The 16,537-nt window shown below is 74.8% G+C and carries 8 protein-coding genes and 1 pseudogene; 7 read left to right on the top strand and 2 right to left on the bottom strand.

Annotated elements, in window-relative coordinates:
• From AB0D08_RS13155 to moeZ, 3 genes and pseudogenes are all read left to right on the top strand, one after another.
• Window positions 1-1,099: pseudogene (locus AB0D08_RS13155) on the top strand (hypothetical protein); the annotation flags it as partial.
• 121 nt (window positions 1,100-1,220) lie between these two features.
• Complete coding sequence (locus AB0D08_RS13160; protein WP_359888405.1) at window positions 1,221-2,177, top strand: NAD(P)-dependent oxidoreductase; 957 nt, start codon at window positions 1,221-1,223, stop codon at window positions 2,175-2,177.
• Window positions 2,178-2,349: 172 nt separating this feature from the next.
• The gene (gene moeZ, locus AB0D08_RS13165; RefSeq protein ID WP_359888408.1) at window positions 2,350-3,528 is read left to right on the top strand and encodes an adenylyltransferase/sulfurtransferase MoeZ; all 1,179 of its coding nucleotides are present in this window, start codon (window positions 2,350-2,352) and stop codon (window positions 3,526-3,528) included.
• 73 nt (window positions 3,529-3,601) lie between these two features.
• On the opposite strand, the gene AB0D08_RS13170 is transcribed toward moeZ, so the two are convergent.
• On the bottom strand, window positions 3,602-6,253 hold the full coding sequence (locus AB0D08_RS13170; protein ID WP_233289344.1) for a lysylphosphatidylglycerol synthase transmembrane domain-containing protein: 2,652 nt from the start codon (window positions 6,251-6,253) through the stop codon (window positions 3,602-3,604).
• 143 nt (window positions 6,254-6,396) lie between these two features.
• On the opposite strand from AB0D08_RS13170, the gene AB0D08_RS13175 reads away from it, so the two are divergent.
• The 4 genes from AB0D08_RS13175 (at window position 6,397) to AB0D08_RS13190 (ending at window position 15,306) form a co-directional block, all read left to right on the top strand.
• Window positions 6,397-6,753 carry an MGMT family protein gene (locus AB0D08_RS13175; RefSeq protein ID WP_082527106.1) on the top strand — a complete coding sequence of 119 codons (357 nt, stop codon included), beginning with the start codon at window positions 6,397-6,399 and terminating at the stop codon, window positions 6,751-6,753.
• A 209-nt stretch (window positions 6,754-6,962) separates the two neighbouring features.
• Entirely contained in the window at window positions 6,963-10,631 is a 3,669-nt protein-coding gene (locus tag AB0D08_RS13180; RefSeq protein ID WP_359888476.1) for an ATP-dependent DNA helicase, read from the top strand.
• Window positions 10,632-10,724: 93 nt separating this feature from the next.
• Window positions 10,725-13,922 carry an ATP-dependent DNA helicase gene (locus tag AB0D08_RS13185; RefSeq protein ID WP_359888411.1) on the top strand — a complete coding sequence of 1,066 codons (3,198 nt, stop codon included), beginning with the start codon at window positions 10,725-10,727 and terminating at the stop codon, window positions 13,920-13,922.
• 190 nt (window positions 13,923-14,112) lie between these two features.
• Window positions 14,113-15,306: a PP2C family protein-serine/threonine phosphatase gene (locus AB0D08_RS13190; RefSeq protein ID WP_359888414.1), complete on the top strand. Its 1,194-nt coding sequence runs from the start codon at window positions 14,113-14,115 to the stop codon at window positions 15,304-15,306.
• A gap of 199 nt (window positions 15,307-15,505) precedes the next feature.
• On the opposite strand, the gene AB0D08_RS13195 is transcribed toward AB0D08_RS13190, so the two are convergent.
• Window positions 15,506-16,486 carry an endonuclease/exonuclease/phosphatase family protein gene (locus AB0D08_RS13195; protein ID WP_051814077.1) on the bottom strand — a complete coding sequence of 327 codons (981 nt, stop codon included), beginning with the start codon at window positions 16,484-16,486 and terminating at the stop codon, window positions 15,506-15,508.
• Between the last annotated feature and the right edge of the window lie 51 nt (window positions 16,487-16,537).

The raw sequence follows: 16,537 nt of genomic DNA on the forward strand, positions 1-16,537 counted from the left end.
GGCCCGCCGGATCGGCGATCTGCACGTCGATCTTGTACCCGCCGCCGGTGGCGCGGGCGGCGGTCCGCCGCCGGCCGACCCGGTACGGGAACTGATCGTCCGGCACCGCGCCGTCTGCGAGCAGGCCGTCGACGCCCTGGAGATCGCCGCCGCGCTGGAGGACGCCGGGATCGGCGCCGGCACCGTCGGCCGGTACCGGCACGCGGACGTCTTCGCGCTGGCCGAGGAGCTCTACGCCCGGGTCCCGCGGCGGCTGCCGGAGCCGGAACCGCCCGGGCGGCCGGAGCCCTGGGCCCGCAGCGGCCGTCCGGCCGTGCGGGGCGCGCTGGGGCACGGGCTGCCGGCGGTGCTGCTGTTCGGGGTGGGCCTCGCGCTGCCCGGCCTCACCGGCCCGGCCGTGCTCGCCCTGCTGTTGCCGGCCGCCGCCGTGCTCGCACTGGCCGCCCCCGCGGGGAGCCGCCCGGTGCGCGGCGGGTACGGGCTGGGGCTGGCCCTGCTGCTGGCCCCGGCGGCCGGCCAGGTGCTGGGCCCGGCCTCCGGCGGGCCGGACGGGCCCGACGCGCTGCTGGCCGCGGTCGCGGTGCTGGGCGCCGCGCCGGCCGCCTGGGCGGCGGGCTGGCTGCGCCGGACCGGGCTGGGCCACCTCGGCGCGGCCCCGACGATGGCCGAGTTCCGGGCGCGGATGCTGCCGGTGCTGCCGGTCGCCGTACTGGCGCAGCTGGCGGTGCTCGGGGTGCTGACCTTCGCGGCCCTGGCCGCGGCCGGACCGTCCCCGGGCCCGGCGTCCGGGGACGGCCTGCTGCACGGTGCCGCGCACCGGGCGGGCCAGGGGCAGTGGGCCGCGCAGGCCGCGGTCGGGCTGCTGCTGGTGCTGGTCGCCGCGCTGCTGCGGTGCGGGCGTCCGGTCCTCGCGGCGACGGCGCTGCCGGTGGCGGCGCTGGCCGCGCTGGTGCTCCCGGCGGTGCTGCCCGGTGTCGGGGCGGCCGGGGCCCGGCTGCTGGCCTGCGGCGGGGCGGCGGTGGTGCTGCTGCCGTACGCCTGGTCGGTGTTCGGCCGCCCCGGGGCGTACCGCGGGGGTGCCGGGGAACCCGGCGGTTGAGTGCCGGGCGGCGGTCGGCGGCGGTCGGGCCCGCCGCGGCCGTCGGCCCGGGCAGTTCGAGCAGTTCGTCACAGACCCGCCCCGGCGACCGTGTCCGGGGCCTCATGGAAGGACACCCCCGATGAGGGTGCTGCTGTTGGGCGCCGACGGTTTTATCGGCCGCCGCGTCGCCGAGCGTCTGCTGGCCGACCCGGGCATGCAGGTCACCGTGCTCGGCCGGCGGGACTCGGCCGACATCCGGTTCGACCTGACGGCGGGCAGCCCCGGTGCGCTGGCCCGGTTCCTGGACGCGGTGGCCCCCCAGGTGGTGGTCAACTGCGCCGGGGCGACCTACGGCACCTCGCGGCTGCTGATCCAGGCCAACACGCTGGCCGTCGCCACGGTCTGCGAGGCGATCCGGCGCAGCCGGGAGCCGGCCCGGCTGGTGCACATCGGCTCGGCGGCGGAGTACGGGCCGGTACAGGCGGGCGGGCCGATCCCGGAGAGCGCCGAGCCGCGGCCGATCGGCCCGTACGGCGTGTCCAAGCTGGCCGGGACGGAGCTGGTGCTGGCGTCGGGGCTGGACGCGCTGGTGCTGCGGATCTTCGACGTGGTGGGGCCGGGCTCGCCGACCGCCTCGCTGTTCGGCCGGCTGGCCGAGGGGCTGCGCCGGGCGCTGGTCCAGGACGAGCTGCAGGTCCGGATGCCGGACCTGTCGGGCTACCGGGACTTCGTGGACGTCCGGGACGTCGCGCGGGCGATCCAGGCGGCCGCCGTCTCGGCCGCCACCGGGGTGATCAACATCGGCAGCGGGCACGCCGTCCGCGCCCGGGAGGCGGCCCACCTGCTGGTCCGGGCGTCGGGCTTCGAGGGCTCGGTGACGGAGGACGCCCGGCAGGTGCTGCTGCCCGCTCAGGCCGGGCCCGGCCACGCCGAGGGCCCGTACCGTCCGGTGGAGGCGGCCCGGCCGGTGCTGGAGCCGGTGCCGTGGCGGCAGGCGGACGTCCGGACCGCCAGGGACCGTCTCGGCTGGCGGACGCACGTCCCGCTGGAGGAGTCGCTCGGGGACGTCTGGATGGAGACGGCCTGCCGGGTCTGACGGGGTCGGAGCGCCGTGGCGGCAAGGGTGTCGGGCCTGATCGCGGCCCCGGCCGGTGGTCCCACGATCCGGTGGGCGGTGTCTCGCCCATCGGACGCGCTGTCTCGGAATACCGGGGGCACGTGACACTGTTGGCGTAGGCAATACCGATCTGACGACCATCGGAGTTTCCGTGTCGCTGCCACCCCTGGTCGAGCCGGCCGCCGAGCTCACCGTCGACGAGGTCCGCAGGTACTCCCGCCACCTGATCATCCCCGACGTGGGCATGGACGGGCAGAAGCGGCTCAAGAACGCCAAGGTGCTGTGCGTCGGTGCCGGCGGCCTCGGTTCGCCCGCGCTGATGTACCTGGCCGCGGCCGGCGTCGGCACGCTCGGCATCGTCGAGTTCGACACGGTCGACGAGTCCAACCTGCAGCGCCAGATCATCCACGGCCAGTCCGACATCGGCCGCTCCAAGGCCGAGTCCGCCCGCGACTCGGTCAAGGAGATCAACCCCTACGTCGAGGTGATCCTGCACGAGGACCGCCTGGACAACTCCAACGTGATGGAGATCTTCTCCGGCTACGACCTGATCGTGGACGGCACCGACAACTTCGCCACCCGGTACCTGGTGAACGACGCCGCGGTGCTGCTCGGCAAGCCGTACGTCTGGGGCTCGATCTACCGCTTCGACGGCCAGGCCAGCGTGTTCTGGGCCGAGCACGGCCCCTGCTACCGCTGCCTCTACCCGGAGGCCCCGCCGCCGGGCATGGTGCCGTCCTGCGCCGAGGGCGGCGTGCTGGGCGTGCTGTGCGCGTCCATCGGCTCGATCCAGGTCACCGAGGCGATCAAGCTGCTGGCCGGGGTCGGCGAGCCGCTGGTCGGCCGGCTGATGATCTACGACGCCCTGGAGATGAACTACCGCCAGGTCAAGGTCCGCAAGGACCCGAACTGCGCGCTCTGCGGCGACAACCCGACCGTCACCGAGCTGATCGACTACGAGGCCTTCTGCGGCGTCGTCTCGGAGGAGGCGCAGGCCGCGGCCCAGGGCGCGACCATCACCTCCAAGCAGCTCAAGGCGTGGCTGGACGAGGACGAGGACATCTTCCTGATCGACGTCCGCGAGCCCAACGAGTACGAGATCGTCTCGATCCCGGGCGCGACGCTGATCCCGAAGAACGAGTTCCTGATGGGCACCGCGCTGGAGAAGATGCCGCAGGACAAGAAGATCGTGCTGCACTGCAAGACGGGCGTGCGCTCGGCCGAGGTGCTGGCCGTGCTGAAGTCGGCCGGCTTCGGCGACGCCGTCCACCTCGGCGGCGGCGTGATCGGCTGGGTCAACCAGATCGAGCCGCACAAGCCGGTGTACTAGCCGCACCGCGGTGAAGCGCAGCAGGGCCCCCGCCACCGGCGGGGGCCCTGCTCGTGCGTCCGGTGGGCGGAGGTCAGAGGGCGCCCTTGCGCTGGAGCACGTTGTAGGAGATCCAGCCGGGCAGCACCGGCAGCCAGAAGGTCAGCAGGCGGTACAGGAAGACCGCCGGGGTGGCCGCGGAGGGCGGGACGTTGCCGACCGTCAGGGCGCCGATCAGGGCGATCTCGACCGGGCCGATGCCGCCCGGGGTGGGGATCGCCGAGCCCGCCGCGTTGGCGGTCAGGAAGACCACCGCGACCGCGGAGAAGGTCATCGACCCGCCGAAGGCCTGCACGGAGGCGTAGAGGCAGGAGGTGAAGCTGAGGGTCAGCAGCAGGATCCCGCCGAAGCCGCTGACCAGCTTGGAGGGGGTCTGCATCAGGTCCAGCATCCGCGGCACCACGCCGAAGAACAGCGACCGCACCCGGGTCACCACGAACCGCCGCAGCGGCGCCACGGCGGCCACCACCAGGGCCAGCACGGCCGCCGTCAGGACGCCGATGATCACGGCCCGGGAGGCGCCCAGGTCCCCGTTGGTCTGGGTGCCGGTGATCAGGCCGAAGCCGAACAGCAGCAGCAGGTGCCCGGCGAGGCCCGCCAGCTGGGAGGCGCCGACGCTGGCCACCGCCTGCCCGGGACGGATCCCGGACTTCTGCAGGTAGCGGGTGTTGAGCGCGATGCCGCCGATCGCCGCGGGGGCCACCAGCTTGACGAAGGAACCCGCCAGCTGGGCCGCCACGGTCCGCTTGAACGGCAGCCGCTCGGGCACGAAGCCGGTCAGGCTCATCGCCGCGGCGACGTAGCTGGCGGCCGCCGCGAGCAGCGCGACCGACGCCCACGCCCAGTCCATCTGGGAGAGCTTGAGCTGGCCCGGCTGGATGGTGGTGAGCGCCAGGTAGGCGGCGAAGGTCAGCGCGATGACCATGATCAGGGTCTTCGGCTTCAGCCGTTCCAGCTTGGCCGGGGCCATCGGCGCCTCGGGCGCGATCTGCAGGATCTGGCCGCGGATCCGGCTCAGCAGGTCCTCGCCGGCCACCGCGATGTCCTCCTCGGCCTGCTCCTGGGTGCGCTCGCCGGCGGCGACCTGCTCCAGGGCCAGCGCCTGCGCGGCGGCCTTGCGCTCCTTGGTCATCCGCTGCAGGTCGATCCGGGTGGAGCGGCTCAGACCGACCGGCTGCAGCAGCGGCAGCGCGGCGGCCACCCGCTCGGGGCCGAGCACCGCGTTGGCGACCGAGACCGCCCGCTGCGGGCCGATCCGCAGCGCGAAGGTGGTGAGCAGCTGGGCGACGTCGATCCGCAGGGTCAGGTCGCCGGCCGCGATGTCGCCGCCGGAGAGGTTGACCAGGCAACCGGTCTTCTCGTCCATCACCAGCAGGGACTCGCCGGTCAGCCGCCGGTGGGCGATCCTCCGCTCGTGCAGGGCGCCGACCGACTCCCAGAGCGAGGCCATCACGTCGTCGGTGATCTCCTCCTCGGTGAGCTCGTCCAGGGTCCGGCCGAAGACGTTCTGGTAGACCAGGATCGCCGCGTCCGGGCCCAGCTCCGAGGTGGCCACCAGCTGCGGCGCGCGGGCCCCGGAGGCGGCGGCCGCGTACGCGATCAGGGCCTCCTGCTCGAGCGCCTGGCGCAGCGACTGGGGGCTGCGGCGAACCGCCACCGAGCGAAGCCGCAGCCGGCGCCAGGCCCGGTAGAAGAAGCCGGAGGCCTGCTGCTCGCGGTCGATGATGTGGACGTCCAGCAGCGGCCCGTCCTGCTGGGTGACCAGGTAGCGGCGGGTGTCGCCCGGGGCGTCCGGGGCCCGGTGCGCGGTGGACGGGCTGAAGCCGACCTTGCGCAGTCCGATCAGCAGGGTCTTGCCGGTGGGCCGGATGTTGGGCGAGCCGATCGCGTACAGCGTCCCGTACGCCACCGACCAGCCGATCAGCACCGTCAGCAGCAGCGAGAGCGGGGTGGTGTAGCCGCTGATCAGCTCGGTGGTGCCGCTGAGCACGACCACTATCCACAGCGCCACCCGCCAGCGCGGGCGGCTCGACATGCCGACGGCCGTCATGTAGGCGATCACCGGTGCCAGGTAGCCGTGCACCGGATCGGTCAGGGTGCCCCCGGCGCCGTCCCGCAGCTGGGTCAGCGCGTCGCGGACCGCGTCGGGCGCGCCCGCGGCGACCCACCAGTCGATGCCCAGCGAGACCCCGTACGCCAGTACCGAGGCGAGCACGCCGTCGGCGACCCGCAGGCCGTCGCGTTTGATCAGCCGCTCCACCGCGAAGGCCAGCGGCACCGCCAGCACCGCGACGCTGGAGACCAGCGCGGCGATGGTGCTCAGCAGGCCGGGCACCTTGTCGGCGTTGATCTTGATGTCGTTCCCGATGCCGGTGGTGGTCGCGACCGCGACCTGGGCCAGCACGAAGACCGCGATGATGCCGAGCACCCCGGCGATGAAGCGCAGCAGGTCGGACGGACGGTGCGCACGCGGCGGCAGCAGCGGCTCGTCGACGGCCAGCGGATGGTCGCCGGTGGGCTCGGGGGAGGGCGGCAGGTCCTTCCTGCGGTGGCTCTCGAAACCGTTCTGGCGCGGCGTCTTGTGCAGCGACACCGCATCCGGATCGGGGTGTTCCGGTCCCGCGGCGTTGTCGGTGGCGGACTCGTCCGAGCCCTTGTCCACGTTCACGTCTGCCGTCCCGGTCATCTGGTCTTGTCCTTGTATCACCACGCGCTGCCCCGAAGATGCTGCCATGCCCGGGCGCCCGGTGCTGGACAGGGGGCGCATCGGGCGCGGCGGATCATCCGCCCGAGGCCCCGAAATCGACCGGATGCGGAAGAATGCGGCAGATGAGCGAGCCCACCGGCCGGGCGGCCGGCCCGGAAGCCCAGGACGACCAGCACGGCCTGCCCCCCTTCGCCGAGGCCGTTCTCGACCTCACCGAGCGGATCCCGCCCGGCCGCGTGATGACCTACGGCGACGTCGCCGAGTACCTCGGCCAGGGCGGCCCCCGCCAGGTCGGCCGGGTGATGGCACTCTACGGCGGCGCCGTGCCCTGGTGGCGGGTGATCCGCGCCGACGGACGGCCGCTGCCCGGCCACGAGCACCGGGCACTGCCCGAGTACCGCACCGAGGGCACCCCGCTGCGCACCGTCGCCGGCGAACCCCGGGTCGACCTCCGGCAGGCCCGCTGGGACGGCCGGTAGCGCGGGCCCCGCAGCACGCCCCCGATCCGCCGGAACCGGGTGCGCGGAGGGGAATGACGGGGCAGGATCGTAGGCTCGATACGGGCGGGCCCCGCGCGGCCCGCCCCGACGCTGACCGGAACACCACCCCCGTACGACCTCATCGGACCGCATTGACCTCCCCTTTCCGCCTGGTGCGCAACCCCCTGGCGCAACCCGCCCCGCCTGTGCTGGACCAGTATCAGCAGGCGGTGGTCGAGCACGCCTCGGGCCCGCTGCTGGTGCTCGCCGGGCCCGGCACCGGCAAGACCACCACCCTGGTCGAGGCGGTCGCCCGGCGGATCGCCGACGGCACCGATCCGGAACGGATCCTGGTGCTGACCTTCAGCCGCAAGGCCGCGATGGAGCTCCGCGACCGGATGACCGCCAGGGTCGGCGGCGGCCTCGCACCGCAGGCCACCACCTTCCACTCCTTCTGCTACGCCCTGCTCCGCGCCCACCAGGGCCCCGAGGAGTACGCCGAGCCGCTGCGCCTGCTTTCCGGCCCGGAGCAGGACGTGATGGTCCGCGAACTGCTCGCCGGTGACGCCGAGGACGCCAGGCACGGGGTCGGTAGGATCGGCTGGCCGCTGGACCTGCGCGCCTGCCTGACCACCCGCGGTTTCGCCGACGAGGTCCGCGCGGTCCTCGCGCGCAGCCGCGAGCTCGGCCTAGGCGAGGCCGAACTGGCCCGCTTCGCCGACGGCGTGCAGCGCCCCGACTGGGCCGCCGCCGCCCACTTCCTCGCCGACTACCTCGACGTGCTCGACCTGCGCGGGGTGCTCGACTACGCCGAGCTGGTGCACCGCGCGGTGTTGCTCGCCGAGCGCCCCGAGGTCGGCGCCGAGCTGCGGCAGCGCTACGAGGTGGTCTTCGTCGACGAGTACCAGGACACCGACCCCTCGCAGGTGCGGCTGCTGCGGCAGCTGGCCGGCGAGGGCCGGGACCTGGTCGCGGTCGGCGACCCCGACCAGTCGATCTACGCCTTCCGCGGCGCCGACATCAACGGCATCCTCGACTTCCCGCAGACCTTCCGGCAGACCGGCGGGGCGCCCGCCGAGGTCAAGGTGCTCCGGGTGTCCCGGCGCTCGGGCGCCGTCCTGCTGGCCGCCTCCCGCGAGCTGGCCCGCCGGATGCCGATGGGCCGGCTGCCCGCCGACAAGCTCGCCCAGCACCGCTCGCTGCTGCCCGGCCGGGAGGGCGGCCGGGCCGAGGTGTACACCTACCCGACGCCCGGCGCCGAGCTGGACTCCATCGCCGACCTGCTGCGCCGCGCGCACCTGGAGGACGGGGTGCCCTGGGGCGAGATGGCGGTGCTGGTCCGGGCCGGCGCCCGCTCGATCCCGGGCGTCCGGCGGGCCCTGACCTCGGCCGGCGTTCCGTTGGAGATCGACGGCGACGACCTGCCGCTGCGCGAGGAACCCGCCGTCACCCCGCTGCTGCTGGCCCTGCGGGTCTGCGCCGAGCCCGCCGAGGCGCTCACCGCCGAACTCGCGCACACCCTGCTCACCGGCCCGCTCGGCGGACTGGACGGCTCCGACCTGCGCCGGCTCGGCCGGGCACTGCGCGAGGAGGAGCGGCTCGCCCTGCGGGCGGCGGACCGGCGGCCGGCGGCCGGGGCCGAGGCCGAGGGCGGGGACGGGGACGGGGACGGGGAGTGGGACCTCACAGAGCCGGAGCCGGAGCCGGAGCTTGAGCCGGACGCTTGGGGTCCCGGGGAGTGGGACCGCGAGGAGTGGGAGTCCGCGGAGCCCGGCCCGCAGGAGCTCGCGGCCGGGCTGTGGGCCCCCGATGCGCACACCCCTGATGCGCACACCCCCGAGGAGATCTTGGTCGGGCTGCCCGCCGACGAGGCACGGACTGCCGGGCCGCGCGTCGGCGACGAGGCGTCCGACGAGGTGCGCGTCGGCGAAGAGCGTGCCGACCGCGAGTGGACGGTCGAGGTGCGCTCCGGCGAGGAGCAGGGCATCGAGGAGCACGCTGACGAGGAGCGGGCCGACGATCTGCGGGTGGCCGTGCCCGGGCAGCGTCGGGAGGGGCAGCGCGGGCCGGGCCGGCGGGCCCCGCGCTCCGCCGAGGAGCTGATCCGCGAGGCGCTCGCCGAGCCGGAGCGGCTGGTCGCGATGGAATCGCTGTACGCCCGCCGCGCCCGCGACCTCGGCATGCTGCTGCGCAAGGTCCGCGAACTGCTGGCCGGCGGCGGCAGCGCCGAGGAGGCGCTCTGGGAGCTGTGGGACGGCAGCCGCCGCTGGCGCGAGCGCCTGGAACGGGCCGCCCTGCGCGGCGGCGCGGGCGGCCGCAACGCCGACCGCGACCTGGACGCGATCTGCGCCCTGTTCGAGACCGCGGCCCGGGCCGAGGAGCAGGTCGCCGGGCATCGCGGCGCGGCCGAGCTGCTCGCCGAACTGGAGGCGCAGGACATCGCCGCCGACACCCTGACCGTCCGCGCGGTGCGCCCGGACGCCGTCCGGCTGATGACCGCGCACCGCTCCAAGGGCCTGGAGTGGCGGCTGGTCGTGGTGGCAGGCGTCCAGGAGGGGCTCTGGCCCGACCTGCGCCGCCGCGGTTCGCTGCTGGAGGCCGACCGGATCGGCCGCGACGGACTCGCCGAACCGCTCTCCCCGGCCGCGCTGCTCGGTGAGGAGCGCCGGCTGTTCTACGTGGCCGCGACCCGCGCCAAGGAGCGCCTGATCGTCACCGCCGTCAAGGCCCAGGCCGAGGACGGCGACGAGCCCTCCCGCTTCCTGCGCGAGCTGTACCGGGAGGAGCTCGACCCCAGGACCGGCCGGGTGCTGCGCCGCACCCCGCAGGTCACCGTCGAGGACGTCACCAGCCGCCCGCGCCGTCCGCTGTCGGTGGCCGCGCTGGTCGCCGAGCTGCGCGCGGTGACCGTGGACGGCGCCGCGCCGCCCGGTCTGCGGCAGGCCGCCGCCGAACGGCTCGCGCTGCTGGCGGCCGCCGCCGACGAGGACGGCGCCCCGCTGGTCCCGGCCGCCCACCCCGACCGCTGGTGGGGCCTGGTGGACCAGAGCGCCGCCCCCGAGCCGCTGCGCGAGGCCGGGCTGCCGGTCCGGCTCTCCGGCAGCGGCCTGGAACAGCTCGACAGCTGCGCCCTCCAGTGGTTCCTGGACAAGGACGTCAAGGCGGCCACCAGCACCACCGCCGCCCAGGGCTTCGGCAACGTGGTGCACGCCCTGGCCGACGAGGTCGGCTCCGGCCGCACCCCCGCCGACCTCGCCGTGCTGATGGAACGCCTGGACACGGTCTGGGACGCGCTCGCCTTCGACGCCCCCTGGAAGTCCCAGCAGGAGAAGACCGAGGCCCGCGCCGCCCTGGAACGCTTCCTGCACTGGCACGTCCTGGAGCGCGAGCGCACCACCGTCGCCACCGAGCACGGCTTCGACCTGACGCTGACGGTCGGCGGGGTCGCGGTCCGCATCCGCGGGTCGATGGACCGGGTCGAGCAGGACGCCCTCGGCCGGGCCTACGTGGTCGACTTCAAGACCGGCAAGAAGATCCCCACCGACAAGTCGCTGCCCGAACACCGGCAGCTCGCCGTCTACCAGCTGGCGGTACGCAACGGCGCGCTCGACGGCCTGCCCGGCTTCCCCGACGGCGCCGCCGTGGGCGGCGCCGAGCTGGTCCACCTGCGCGAGCCCGCCCGACGGGACACGGACGGCCCCAAGGTCCAGCACCAGGGCCCGCCGGAGGGCGAGCCGTGGATCGAGAACCTGCTCGCCGACGCGGCCGGCCGGGTGCTGGCCGAGCGGTTCGTGCCGACCGCCGGGGAGAACTGCGCCCGCTGTTCCTTCAAGGCCAGCTGCTCCGCCCAGCGCGACGGCCGCCAGCTGCTCGACTGATCCGCGCCGCCCTGTTGATCCGCGCGCCCGCTCCACCGGTCCGCGCCGCCCGCTCGACCCGCGTTGTCGGCGGCACCGGTTAGCGTTGTCGGCGTGCAAGCCGTGCTCACCCACCCCGACCAGCTGAAGGAGATCCTCGGCGTCCCCTTCAACCGGGAGCAGATGCTTGCCATCGGTGCCCCGCTGGAGCCCGCCGTGATCGTCGCGGGCGCGGGGTCGGGCAAGACCACGGTGATGGCCGCCCGGGTGGTCTGGCTGGTCGGGTCCGGCGCGGTCCGTCCCGAGCAGGTGCTCGGCCTCACCTTCACCAACAAGGCGGCCGGCGAGCTGTCCGAGCGGGTCCGCAAGGCCCTGGTCCGGGCCCGGGTGCTGGAGCCGGACGAGGACGCCCTCGGCGAGCCGGAGATCTCCACCTACCACGCCTTCGCGGGCCGGCTGCTCAAGGAGCACGGACTGCGCCTGGGCATCGAGCCGGACGTCCGGCTGCTCGCCGACGCCACCCGTTTCCAGCTCGCCGCCAAGGTGCTGCGCGCCGCCCGCGGCCCGTTCCCCGCGCTCACCGGCACCTTCTCCACCCTGGTCGCCGACCTGATCGCGCTCGACGGCGAACTCGCCGAGCACCTCACCGAGCCGCACACCCTGCGCGCGTACGACGAGCAGCTGCTCGACGCCCTCGCGACGGTCAGGCTGACCAACGACGACCTGCGGTCCGTGCCCGCCGCCGCCCGGGCCCGGCAGGAGCTGCTGCACCTGGTCGAGGACTACCGCCGCCGCAAGGCCGCGGCCGGGCTGATGGACTTCGGCGACCAGATCGCCGCCGGTGCCCGGCTCGCCCAGCAGCGCCCCGAGGTCGGCCGGCTGCTGCGCGAGCAGTTCCGGGTGGTGCTGCTGGACGAGTACCAGGACACCTCGGTCGCCCAGCGGCTGATGCTGGCCGGGCTGTTCGGCGGCGAGGGCGGCGCCGGTCACCCGGTCACCGCCGTCGGCGACCCCTGCCAGGCCATCTACGGCTGGCGCGGCGCCTCCGTCGCCAACCTGGACGACTTCCCGCTGCACTTCCCGCGCCGCGACCGCACCCCGGCCGCCCGGTACGCGCTCAGCGAGAACCGCCGCAGCGGCGGCCGGCTGCTCGACTTCGCCAACCGGCTGGCCGCCCCGCTGCGCGCGATGCACGAAGGCGTCGAGGCGCTGCGCCCGGCACCCGGGGTCGAGCAGGACGGCTCCGTGCGCTGCGCGCTGCTGCCGACCCACACCGAGGAGATCGGCTGGCTGGCCGACTCGATCGCGCACCTGGTCCGCACCGGCACCGCGCCCGGCCGGATCGCGGTGCTGTGCCGGGGCGGCGCGGCGTTCCCCGACATCCACGCCGCGCTGGTGGCCCGCGAGGTCCCGGTCGAGGTGGTCGGGCTCGGCGGCCTGCTGCAACTGCCCGAGGTGGCCGACCTGGTGGCGGTCTGCGAGGTGCTCCAGGACCCGACCGCCAACGCCTCGCTGGTGCGGCTGCTGATCGGCCCGCGCTGGCGGATCGGGCCGCGCGACCTGGCCCTGCTCGGCCGCCGCGCCGCCGACCTGGTCCGGACCGAACGGCTGCCGGGCGCCGACCCGCTGGCCGCCGCCGTCGCGGAGACCGACCCGACCGAGGTGGTCTCGCTCGCCGACGCGCTGGAGACCTTCCTGGAGCCCCAGCCGCCGGACGAGCTGCCGTTCTCCCCGCAGGCCAAGGTCCGCTTCGCCCGGCTCGCCCGCGAACTGCGCGAGCTGCGCCGGGCCCTGGCCGAGCCGCTGATGGACGTGCTGCACCGGGTGCTGTCCGTGACCGGCCTGGAGGTGGAGCTGTCGGCGTCCCCGCTCGCCCTGGCCGCCCGCCGCCGGGAGACCCTGCACTCCTTCCTGGACATCGCGGCCGGCTTCGCGGACCTGGACGGCGACCCGGGCCTGTCCGCCTTCCTGGCCTTCCTGCGGGCCGCCCAGGAGTACGAGCGCGGCCTGGACACCAGCCTGCCCGGCGGCGAGGACACCGTGAAGGTGCTCACCGTGCACAAGTCCAAGGGCCTGGAGTGGGACGTGGTCGCCGTCCCCGGCCTGGTCAAGGACGTCTTCCCGAGCGGCAAGGGCCGCGAGCGCTGGACCAGCACCAAGAAGGTGCTGCCGCACGCGCTGCGCGGGGACGCGGCCACCCTGCCCGCCGATCCGCAGTGGACCGCCAAGGGCATCGGCCTGTTCAAGAAGGAGATGGCCGCGCACGCGGCCACCGAGGAGCTGCGGCTCGGCTACGTCGCCTTCACCCGGCCGCGTTCGCTGCTGCTGGCCGGCGGCCACTGGTGGGGGCCGAGCCAGAAGCGCCGCCGCGGCCCGTCCGACTTCCTGCACCAGGTGCGGGAGTTCTGCGAGCGGACGGGCGGCGGCGAGGTCGAGCACTGGGCCGAGGAGCCGCTGCCCGACGCGCAGAACCCGGTGCTCGCGGGCTCGGTGGAGACCCCGTGGCCGCTGCCGCTGGACCCCGCGGCGCAGGCCGCCCGGCGCCGGGTGGCCGAGGTGGTGCAGGCCCGGCTGGCCGGGGCGCCCGGACCGCAGCCGCCGGAGCTCACCCCGGAGGGCCGCCGCACGGTGGCCTCCTGGGACCGTGACCTGTCCGCGCTGCTCGGCGAGCTGGAGAAGTCCCGGCGCACCGTCAGGGAGGTGCCGCTGCCCGCCTCGTTGTCCGCGTCCCAGCTGATGCGGCTGGCGGCCGACCCGGACGGCTTCGCCCGCGAGCTGGCCCGGCCGATGCCGCGCCCGCCGCAGCCGGCCGCCCGCCGCGGTACCCGCTTCCACGCCTGGGTGCAGTCCAGGATCGAACCGCTGATGCTGATCGAGCCCGGTGCGCTGCCCGGGGCGGACGAGGACGGCATCGAGGACGAGCGCGACCTGGAGCGGCTCAAGGAGGCGTTCCTGCGCAGCCCGTACGCCGCGCGGCGGCCGCTGCGGGTCGAGGCGCCCTTCCAGCTGATGCTGGCGGGGCGAGTGGTGCGCGGCCGGATCGATGCGGTCTACCGGGAGAGTGACGGTGGCTCAGCGTCACCGGGCTCGTCACGCTACGAGGTCGTGGACTGGAAGACGCACCGCGAGGAGACGGCCGACCCGCTGCAACTGGCCATCTACCGGGTGGCCTGGGCGGAGCAGGCGGGGGTTCCGGTCGAGCAGGTCACGGCTTCGTTCCTGTATGTCCGCAGCGGCCGGGTGGAAAGACCATCAGGACTTCCCGACCGAAAAGAGTTGACCAGGCTTCTGATCGGGAATAGTGAAGAATGAGTCACTCAGAGCATCCAAGTCGTCACGGGATCATGCGAAACCTGTGCGGTGTGCACGTTTCGCGCCTATTGTGGGGTCGGTAACCGGTCACCTCCGTACTCCGACCCACCGGCAGGGACGCAGTCCCTGACTTTCCGTCATCACTGCAGGTGTCCCCTGGCACCGGCCACCTTCGCTGGAGAGACCGACGTTGAGCGCGACCGGATGGATCAGAGAACGGATCGCCGGGCCGGCCCCCGGGCCGCTGCCCGGAACGGCGACAGGAACCTGGCCGAGGCTGTCCCATGCACTGCCGCTCATCGGCATGCTGCTGGTGGCCTCACTGGACTGGTTCAGCAACAACCGGGTGACCCTGGAACCCGCCCTCACCGCGGTCCCCGCCCTCGCGGCCGTGGTCAGCCGACGCACCTGGTACCCGCTGTTCATCGGCGTGGTGGCCGAAGCGGTGGCCTTCCTGATGGCCGCCTACAACCACGTCCTCGGCGAGTCCGTCCACACCGCCACGGTGCTGGCCATCGCCCTGGTCGCCGGCATCGGCTGGATCAGCGCCACCCTGCGGCTGCGCCAGGAACGGGCGCTGGCCGAGGCGCAGCTGGTCGCCGAGATCGCCCGCCGGGTGCTGCTGCGCTCCGTCCCCGACCGGGTCGGCAGCGTCCGCGCCGCCGTCCACTACGCGGCCGCCGCCGCGCACGCCTCGATCGGCGGTGACCTGTACGAGGTCGTCAACACCCGGCACGGCGTCCGGGCGGTGGTCGGCGACGTCCGCGGCAAGGGGCTCAACGCGGTGGAGACCGCCGCGGCCGTGCTCGGCGCCTTCCGCGAGGCCGCCCACCAGGAGCCGTCGCTGCAGCGGGTGGCCGGCTGGCTGGCCGACAGCCTGGACCGGGCCCTGCACGAGAACGACCACCCGGGCGTCGAGGAGGAGTTCGTCACCCTGGTCCTCATCGGCGTCTGCCCGGACGGCACCGCCGAGATCGTCAACTGCGGCCACCCGGGCCCGATGCTGATCCGCGGCGGCGGCGGCGAGCTCGAACTGCTCGAACCCGCCGAGCCGGTCCCGCCGCTCGGCGTGCTCGACCCGGCGGACGTACGGCCGCCGGTCCAGCAGGTCTCGTTCCGGCCCGGCGACCGGGTCCTGCTCTACACCGACGGCGTGATCGAGGCCCGCGACGACGACGGCCGCTTCTACCCCCTCGCCGACCGGCTGCCGGACCTCGCGGTCGGCGGTCCGGTGGAGGTGCTGCGGCGGTTGCACGAGGACGTGGTGCGGCACGTCGGGCACAAGCTCGGCGACGACGCGGCCATGCTGCTGCTCCAGTACGAGCCCCTCGGCTGCCAGCTCCCCCACCAGACCACCCAACGGGCCGCCACCGTCACCCCCTGAGGTAGCGGTACCCCCGGGGCACCTTCAGGGGCGCGAGGAACTGCGCGGAGCGGAAGGGTACTGCGCAAGGACGGACTCGGAGGTGCTCCACGCCCTCGGACGCCGTCCTCGCCACGCGCTCTTCCGCTTCGCGCAGTTCCGCCCCCAGCCTTCGGCCGGGGGTACCCCAGTGCCCCTATGGGTGCCCCCGGGGTGGGCGTCAGAGGGTGACGTCGACGACCAGGGGGCGGTGGTCGGAGACCGCTGTGCGCGGGGCCTCGGCCGGGCCGACGGCGCGGCGGGGGACGCCGACCGCGAGGACGTGGTCGAACTGGACGGTCGGGCGGTGCGACGGGTAGGTGGGGGTGCGGGCCAGGTCGTACCAGCCCTGGAGCCGCGGCCGCGGCTCACGGACCCGCCTGCGGCGCGGCCCCGGCTGGGCGGCCCGGGCCCGGCGCGCGGCCCGCGCCTCCCTGATCCGCTGCTGCGAGGTGGAGCGCTCCAGCGCGCTGGCGCTGCCGAGCACCGTCCGCGGCACCGCCCCGACCAGGTTGAAGTCGCCGAGCACCAGGTACGGCTTGGGCAGGTCGGAGATCCACCGGCGGATCCCGGCGAGCTGGGCGACGTTCCACCCGGGCACGAAGGACAGGTGGGTGGCGACCACGGTGAACGGTCCGTGGACGCCTTCCAGGACGGCGGCCAGTGCCGCCCGCGGCTCGTCCGGCACGGGGGTCAGGCCGCGGCGTCCGGCCACCCGCAGCGGCAGTCCGAACGGCGCGGGCGCGAACCGGCGGGCCCGCCAGTGGTGCACCGGCAGCCGGGTGAGCAGGGCGGTGCCGTAGGCGGGCCGGTCGGTCCGGCTCTCGACCTCGGCGGGGCCGTAGACCTGGAGGCCACTGACGGCCGGGTCGGCCACCCAGCCGGCCACCGGCGCGGGCCGGCCGTGCACCGCGGCGGCGAACCGCCAGTCGGCGGCGCCCATCGCCTTGGCGGCGACGGCGCTCTGGTCGACCAGTCCGGAGCGCTCCTGGTGGCGGTCGACCTCCTGGAGGGCGAGCACGTCCGCGTCCAGCGCCGCGACGGCCTCGCCGAGCGGACCGCCCGGGTCGCCGCCGGTGTCCGGGAAGGGCAGCGGGCTGCCGTCCGGGGCCAGGGGCTGACCGTGCAGCAGGTTGAAGGTGGCGATGCGCAGCTGGCTCACACCGTACGACGGTACCGGGTGCCGGGCTTGAGCAGTTCGCACATACCGGGT

The sequence above is a fragment of the Kitasatospora sp. NPDC048540 genome (genome assembly GCF_040651175.1).
GTDB lineage: Bacteria > Actinomycetota > Actinomycetes > Streptomycetales > Streptomycetaceae > Kitasatospora.